The 6,403-nt window shown below is 65.4% G+C and carries 5 protein-coding genes; 2 read left to right on the forward strand and 3 right to left on the reverse strand.

Going from position 1 to position 6,403, the window contains the following annotated elements; genetic code table 11:
• Window positions 1-13: 13 nt before the first annotated feature.
• The 3 genes from ABZW74_RS17770 to ABZW74_RS17780 form a co-directional block, all read right to left on the reverse strand.
• A complete protein-coding gene (locus ABZW74_RS17770; protein WP_355278015.1) occupies window positions 14-715 on the reverse strand; it encodes a hypothetical protein in 702 nt (233 codons plus the stop codon).
• A 68-nt stretch (window positions 716-783) separates the two neighbouring features.
• A complete protein-coding gene (locus tag ABZW74_RS17775) occupies window positions 784-1,233 on the reverse strand; it encodes a hypothetical protein (protein WP_355278018.1) in 450 nt (149 codons plus the stop codon).
• Between the two features lie 408 nt (window positions 1,234-1,641).
• On the reverse strand, window positions 1,642-1,881 hold the full coding sequence (locus ABZW74_RS17780) for an RNA-binding S4 domain-containing protein (RefSeq protein WP_240857471.1): 240 nt from the start codon (window positions 1,879-1,881) through the stop codon (window positions 1,642-1,644).
• 72 nt (window positions 1,882-1,953) lie between these two features.
• Between ABZW74_RS17780 and lysX the strand changes: the two genes are divergently transcribed.
• The gene (gene lysX, locus ABZW74_RS17785; RefSeq protein ID WP_355278020.1) at window positions 1,954-5,370 is read left to right on the forward strand and encodes a bifunctional lysylphosphatidylglycerol synthetase/lysine--tRNA ligase LysX; all 3,417 of its coding nucleotides are present in this window, start codon (window positions 1,954-1,956) and stop codon (window positions 5,368-5,370) included.
• A 9-nt stretch (window positions 5,371-5,379) separates the two neighbouring features.
• Entirely contained in the window at window positions 5,380-6,267 is an 888-nt protein-coding gene (locus tag ABZW74_RS17790) for an alpha/beta hydrolase (RefSeq protein ID WP_355278023.1), read from the forward strand.
• Window positions 6,268-6,403 lie beyond the last annotated feature (136 nt).

Consider the following 6,403-nt stretch of genomic DNA (forward strand, 5'->3'; position numbering starts at 1 on the left):
ATCCGAAGGCGTCTCACGAGGCCCGGGCGACCGAGAAGCTGCCCGTCTTCTGAACCTGCTCGGGCTCGCCAGAGTAGTTCTTGCAGTCGATCGACACCGTGGTCGTACGGTCGGCGTCGCGCTTCACTCCGACGTAGCCCGATTGGCGGGGCTTCCACTTGTAGTTCTGTTCGGAGGATTCGGAGCCGTCGATCTTGCAGTGAATCGAGCTTTTCGTGCGGTTTGTGATGGTGACGTTGATCGTGGTCGCGTCGGCCTTCCAGCTGCAGGCGATCATCGAACCGGTTCCCGACAGTAAGCATCCGCCTGTCTGGCCGGCGGGAGGGCGGGCGTTGAAGCTGCCCCGCTTGTCCACCAGCTGTTCCTGGCCGGTGTCGCTCTTGCAGGCGACGTCGACCCGGGTGGGACTGCTGAGGTTTCGCGGAACGTCGACGGTGGTCACCAGACTCGGCCGCAGGTAATAGGTCTTAGTCGAAGATCCCGAACCGGCGATATCGCACCGGAGCCGGCTGTTCGAACCGTTGCCGAGGGTCACCTTGACGTTCGTGCCCTGCGTTTCCCACGAGCACGACACGTTCTTTCCCAGGCCGTGACCCTTACCGGACAGGTTGCAATCATCTGCTGCCGCTGCGTCACCCGCCGTGCCGAGCGTGACACCCCCAGCGATGGCCGCTACCGCCACCGCAGTGGCGCATAGTCGTGCTGCGATGATCATGTGTGATCCCCGATCTCGAACTGTTCTGTGGGAGCAGGCTCCAGCGTCAGGCCGCCCCTGGTGTTGGTTCAATCGCTCCAGACCGCGAAGCTGTCGGTCTGTTCGACACGTTCGGGTTGGTCGGTGAAGCTCTTGCAGTCGACGTCGTACCACCGCGTCCACTCCGGGTCGCGCTTCATCACGACGGTGCCCTTGGCGCGTGGCCGCAGATCGATCGACTTCTTCTCGAGGGAGATGCCTTCGACGTCGCAGCGGATCGAGCTCACCGACGAGGTGTTGGTGATCGTCACATAGACGTTGTAGTCCTGGACTTGCCAGTCGCAGTCGAGGCTGCGCCCCTTGCTTCCGTGCGTGTCGCACGAACCCGACTTCGGGTAGGCCGACGCCGCTGCCGGTTCGGCGAGCGTCAGGCCACCCGCGATGGAAGCAACCGCCGCTGCCGTAGCGCACAGTCGTACTGCAGTGAGTTTCATGAATCCCCCGATCCCATCGATGTCGACGAAGTCTAACTGAGTCATTCTGCATCCAGAATCCAATGTCATTCGATCGCGAATGTGATGCGCGTCGCACACCGATGGGTAACACCTGACGTGCGACGATCGATGTAGCCGGTACGTTGATCGACCCCGTGTCGTCAGCCGGCGGGTGGCGAAGGCCACGCGAATTGGTGAAGACAACCTGGCAGCCGACCGACTACAGTGAGACAAAGTTTCACTACGCCATAGTGAAAACGAGCCGTATCAGATACGGCGCCGAAAACAGTGTAGAGACAACCAGGGATTGATTGGTCATGAAGTTCGCCGACACACTTCATTCTCCCCGTCGCAGTTCAATGTTGAGCTCGATCAGCGGAGGCCGTCTAGGCCGCGTCCGCACCGCACGCATGTTCCCCGCCGAGGCCGAGCGGCTGATCACCCCGGCCGAGCTCAAGCGTCTGCACGGCTGACGCGAGCCGCGCCGCCACCGAACTCGACCACGTCGCCCACGTTCAGCTGGCGGCCGCGCCGAGTTTCGACCTCGCCGTTGACGAGTACCAGCCCGTCCGCGATCACCTCTTTTGCTTCCGCGCCGGATTCGATCAAGTTCGCCAGTTTGAGGAATTGACCGAGCCGGATCACGTCGTCGCGAATCGGAACGTCGTCGAGGTTGTCAAAAACATCGTCCACGATCACCGATCTTGCCCGAAATCGTCGTCTCGATCCGAACGGATTGGCGGTGTCGGGGACTACGGTTGAGCAATGGCCATCGAGACCCCCGCGGCACACCCCTCGCCGACGGAGACCGACGACCCCGCACACCACCGCACCGGATCGGTCCGGGCGAGCACGGAAGCCGACCGCCGGTCCTTCGATCTCCTCGAAAAGATCAGGCGGCCCAGCGGTTTCGGCAGCAACGCCCCCAAGATCGCGGGCCGCGTGGTGGGTGTCATCGCCGGCATCGCGCTGCTGTCGAGTCTGTTCCCGCTGTTCCGCCACATCATCCATGTGCCGCGCGACTTCATCGACAACTACGTCATCTCGCTGCCCAACACGAGCTTCGCGTGGGCGTTCGTGTTGGCACTCTTGGCTGTTGCGTTGTCGTCGCGCAAGCGCATCGCCTGGTGGATCTCGACCGTCTACTTGGTCTTGTTCATGGCGGGCAACGCAATCCTGCTGATCGATCCGGTCGCGTCCGAGTTCGGCGTCGACCGCGCCGAACGCATCGAGATCGGCATCGGTCTGGCCATCGACGCAGCAGCGCTGATCTTCCTGATCGTCACCTATCGGCAGTTCTACACACGCGTCCGACGCGGCGCGATCCTGCGCGCCCTCGGCGCACTCGTGGCAGGCCTGGCTCTCGCGACCCTCATCGGATGGGCGCTGGTGTGGGCGTGGCCCGGTTCTCTCGAACGCGGCGAGCGGTTGCCGTACGCCTTCAACCGGGTCGTCACGTTCGGCTCGATCGACGACCGCACCTTCGACGAACACCACACCCACGTGTTCATCGACAGCCTGCTCGGCCTTCTGGGTGCGTTGGCGCTGATCTTCGCCGCGACCGTCCTGTTCCGATCGCAGCGGCTGCAATCGCTGATGACCAACGACGACGAGAAGCTGATCCGTGCCCTGATCACCCGGTTCAACGACGACGACTCGCTCGCCTACTTCTCCACCCGCCGCGACAAGGCGGTGGTGTTCTCACCCGACGGGCGTGCGGCCCTCACCTACCGCGTCGAAGTCGGCGTCGGACTGGTCGGTGGCGACCCGGTCGGCGACCCGGAGTCGTGGCCGGAGGCGATCGAAGAATTCCTCACTCTGTGTGAGCGTTACGGCTGGCATCCCGCCGCGATGGGGTCGAGTTCCCGGGGCGCGGCCGCCTTCGACGCGGCCGGGTTCGGCTCGCTCAACATCGGCGACGAGGCGATCCTGCACACCCGCGAGTTCAGCATCAGCGGTTCGGCGATGAAGGCCGTGCGGCAGGCGGTCACCCGCACCCGTCGGGCCGGGGTCACGGTCCGCATTCGTCGGCACAGCGAGCTGTCCGACGAGGAGCTCACCCAGATGGTGGCGCGGGCGGATGCGTGGCGCGACACCGACGAGGAACGCGGCTTCGCGATGGCCCTCGGGCGTCTCGGGGATCGGGCCGACGACGACTGCCTGCTCGTCGAGGCGGTCGAGCACGAGGGCACCGCCGACGAGAAGGTCATCGGCATGCTGTCGTTTGTCCCGTGGGGCCGACGCGGCGTCTCGCTGGACGTGATGCGTCGCGATCGCGGCGGGATCAACGGCGTCGTCGAGACGATGGTCACCGAGTTGTGCCGTAGCTCAGAGCAATTCGGCATCACCGAGATCTCGCTGAACTTCGCGACCTTCCGCGCCTTCTTCGAGCAGGGCCCGCAGATCGGCGCCGGACCCGTCATGCGTCTCGGGTATTCCGTGTTGATGTTCGGCTCGAAGTTCTTCCAGATGGAGTCGCTCTACAAGTCCAACGCGAAGTATCTGCCCGACTGGGAACCGCGGTATCTGTGCTTCGAGGACAACCGCATCCTGCCCCGCGTGGGGTTGGCGACGATCGTCACCGAAGGCTTCGTCACGCTTCCCCGGTTCGGTCGCAGGCGTCACTACACCGAGGGACGGTCCGCGATCCCGGCCGGCGTGGACGCACCGGCACTGATTGCCGAACTCGCCGCCGAGGAGGATCGGACGTCGGTCGAGGTGCATCGGCCCGAGCAGGTGCGTGTCCGATTGGCCAAGCTCGAGCGGTTGGTCGAGGAGGGATTCGACCCGTACCCGCCGGCCGACGCGCCGACGCACACCATCGCGCAGGCGATCGCCGAACCGGAGGGCACACAGGTCACCATCGCCGGCCGCGTGACCCGGCTCCGCGACTTCGGCAAGGTGACCTTCGCCGACGTGCACGACTGGTCGGGACAGGTGCAGATTCTGGTCGAGGAGTCCAGAATCATCCCGGGGACACCGGATTTCGGGTCGGACGTCGACCTCGGCGACCTCATCGAGGCCCGTGGTGTCATGGGCGCCAGCCGGTCCGGCGAGCTGTCGGTGCTCATCGACGCCTGGCGGATCAACGGCAAATGCCTGCGGCCGCTGCCGGACAAGTGGTCGGGGCTGACCGACCCGGAAGCCCGTGTGCGCCAACGCTATGTGGACCTCGCGATCAACGAGCGCAGCCGCGAGCTGTTGGCCATCCGGAGCGTGGTGGTCAAGTCACTGCGCGACTTCCTCGCCGAACGTGGCTTCCTCGAGGTCGAGACACCGATCCTGCAGCAGATCCACGGCGGCGCCAACGCGACACCGTTCCAGACCCACATCAATGCCTACAACCTCGACCTATATCTCCGCATCGCGCCCGAGCTCTACCTCAAGCGGCTCTGTGTCGGCGGCGTCGAGCGGGTCTTCGAGATCGGTCGCAACTTCCGCAACGAGGGCGTGGACTTCAGCCACAACCCTGAGTTCACGAGCTTGGAAGCCTATGCGGCGCATAGTGATTACCTGAAGATGCTCGACCTCACCCGCGAGATGATCCAGCACGCTGCGACTGCGGCCTACGGAGAACCGGTGATCGTGCGGACCGACGAGGACGGCAACGAGACCCGCGTGGACATCTCCGGGCCGTGGCCGGTACGCACGGTCCACGAAGTGGTGTCGGAGGGCGCCGGTGTGGAGATCACGCGGGAGACCCCGGTGGAGGAGTTGCGGGCGATCTGTGACCGCCTCGACATCGCGCACCGCACGGATTGGGATGCGGGGCAAGTGGTTCTGGAGCTCTATGAGCACCTGGGCGAGGATCGCACCACGTTCCCGACCTTCTACACCGACTTCCCGACCTCGACGTCGCCGCTGACCCGGGCGCACCGCAGCAAGCCGGGCGTGGCCGAGCGCTGGGACCTCGTCGCGTGGGGCGTCGAACTGGGGACCGCCTATACCGAGCTAACCGACCCTGTCGAACAGCGCAAACGGCTTACCGCGCAGTCGATTCTGGCCGCCGACGGCGATCCGGAGGCGATGGAACTCGACGAGGACTTCCTGGCCGCCCTGGAGTATGCGATGCCACCCACCGGCGGACTCGGCGTCGGCGTGGACCGCGTCGTCATGCTCATCACCGGGCAGTCCATCCGCGAGTCGCTGGCCTTCCCGATGGTCAAACCTGCCGATTCGTGAGTCACGCCGATGCCTGAACCCCCGGGCCGTTTTGTCACCGTGGACGGCGATCGGCTGCACGTGGTCGACGAGGGGTCGGGTGCGCCACTCCTGTTGATGGCCGCGCTCGGCAGCAACTGGTTCGACCTCGACCCGCTCGCCACCCGCCTGGTGATCCGCGGGTGGCGGGTGATCCGCTACGACCGGCCCGGCTACGGTCTGTCGGATTCGGTGCGACGTGGTCGGGTGCCGACGCTGGATGCCGAGATCTCCCGCATGAGTGAGGTGCTCGCATCGCTCGGTGTGACGGCGCCGGTCACCCTGGTCGGCCACTCGATGGCGTCGCTCTACGTGGAGGGTTTCGCGCGCGCGCACCCGTCGAACACGGCCGGAGTGGTGATCCTCGACGGATCGTATGTGCTGGTTCCGTGGCGTCTGGTGCCTGCGCGATTCCGGGTGGGCAATGCGCACCGGGCGATGTCTGCGGTGCGGGCGGTCGGGGACCGGACCCGGATACGGATTCGCGGTCGGGGACGGCTGCGCACCAAGGTGCTGCCCGCGCCGCCGGAGGGTTTCGACGCGAACCAGCACTTCTGGGGCGACCACTTCTTCGGCAGCGCCGGGTTTGTGCTGGCCACGCTCGTCGAGAACGCCGCGTTCCCGACCATCAACGCGTCGCTGCGTCGGCTGCGACGAACCCGGCCGATGCCCGCGGTGCCGGTGATCGTGGTCGCGGCGCTGTCGGGAATGCCCGCCTGGCAACGGTTCTGGCGGGCCAAGCAGCGTCGGTACGCCGACGTCGTCGGTGGTCGGCTTAGGACCGTCGAGGCGCGGCATTTCCTGGTCCTGGAGAAGCCCGACGAGGTGGCGGACATCGTCGGTGAGGTGTGGCTCGATGGAAGAGCCCCACAGTTGTAGCGCCTGGTCGACGATATCATCAAAGTCGTTTCCAGGCTCTACGAAGTTAGGCGGGCACTGCTCAGCAGTGGAATTGCTGGTTGTTGGCCCGCTGGGCGCGGGTGCAGTGGAATCGTATCCGGCGGCGTGAGTTCTC

It is taken from the genome of Gordonia sp. NPDC003585, from assembly GCF_040610755.1.
Taxonomy (GTDB): domain Bacteria; phylum Actinomycetota; class Actinomycetes; order Mycobacteriales; family Mycobacteriaceae; genus Gordonia.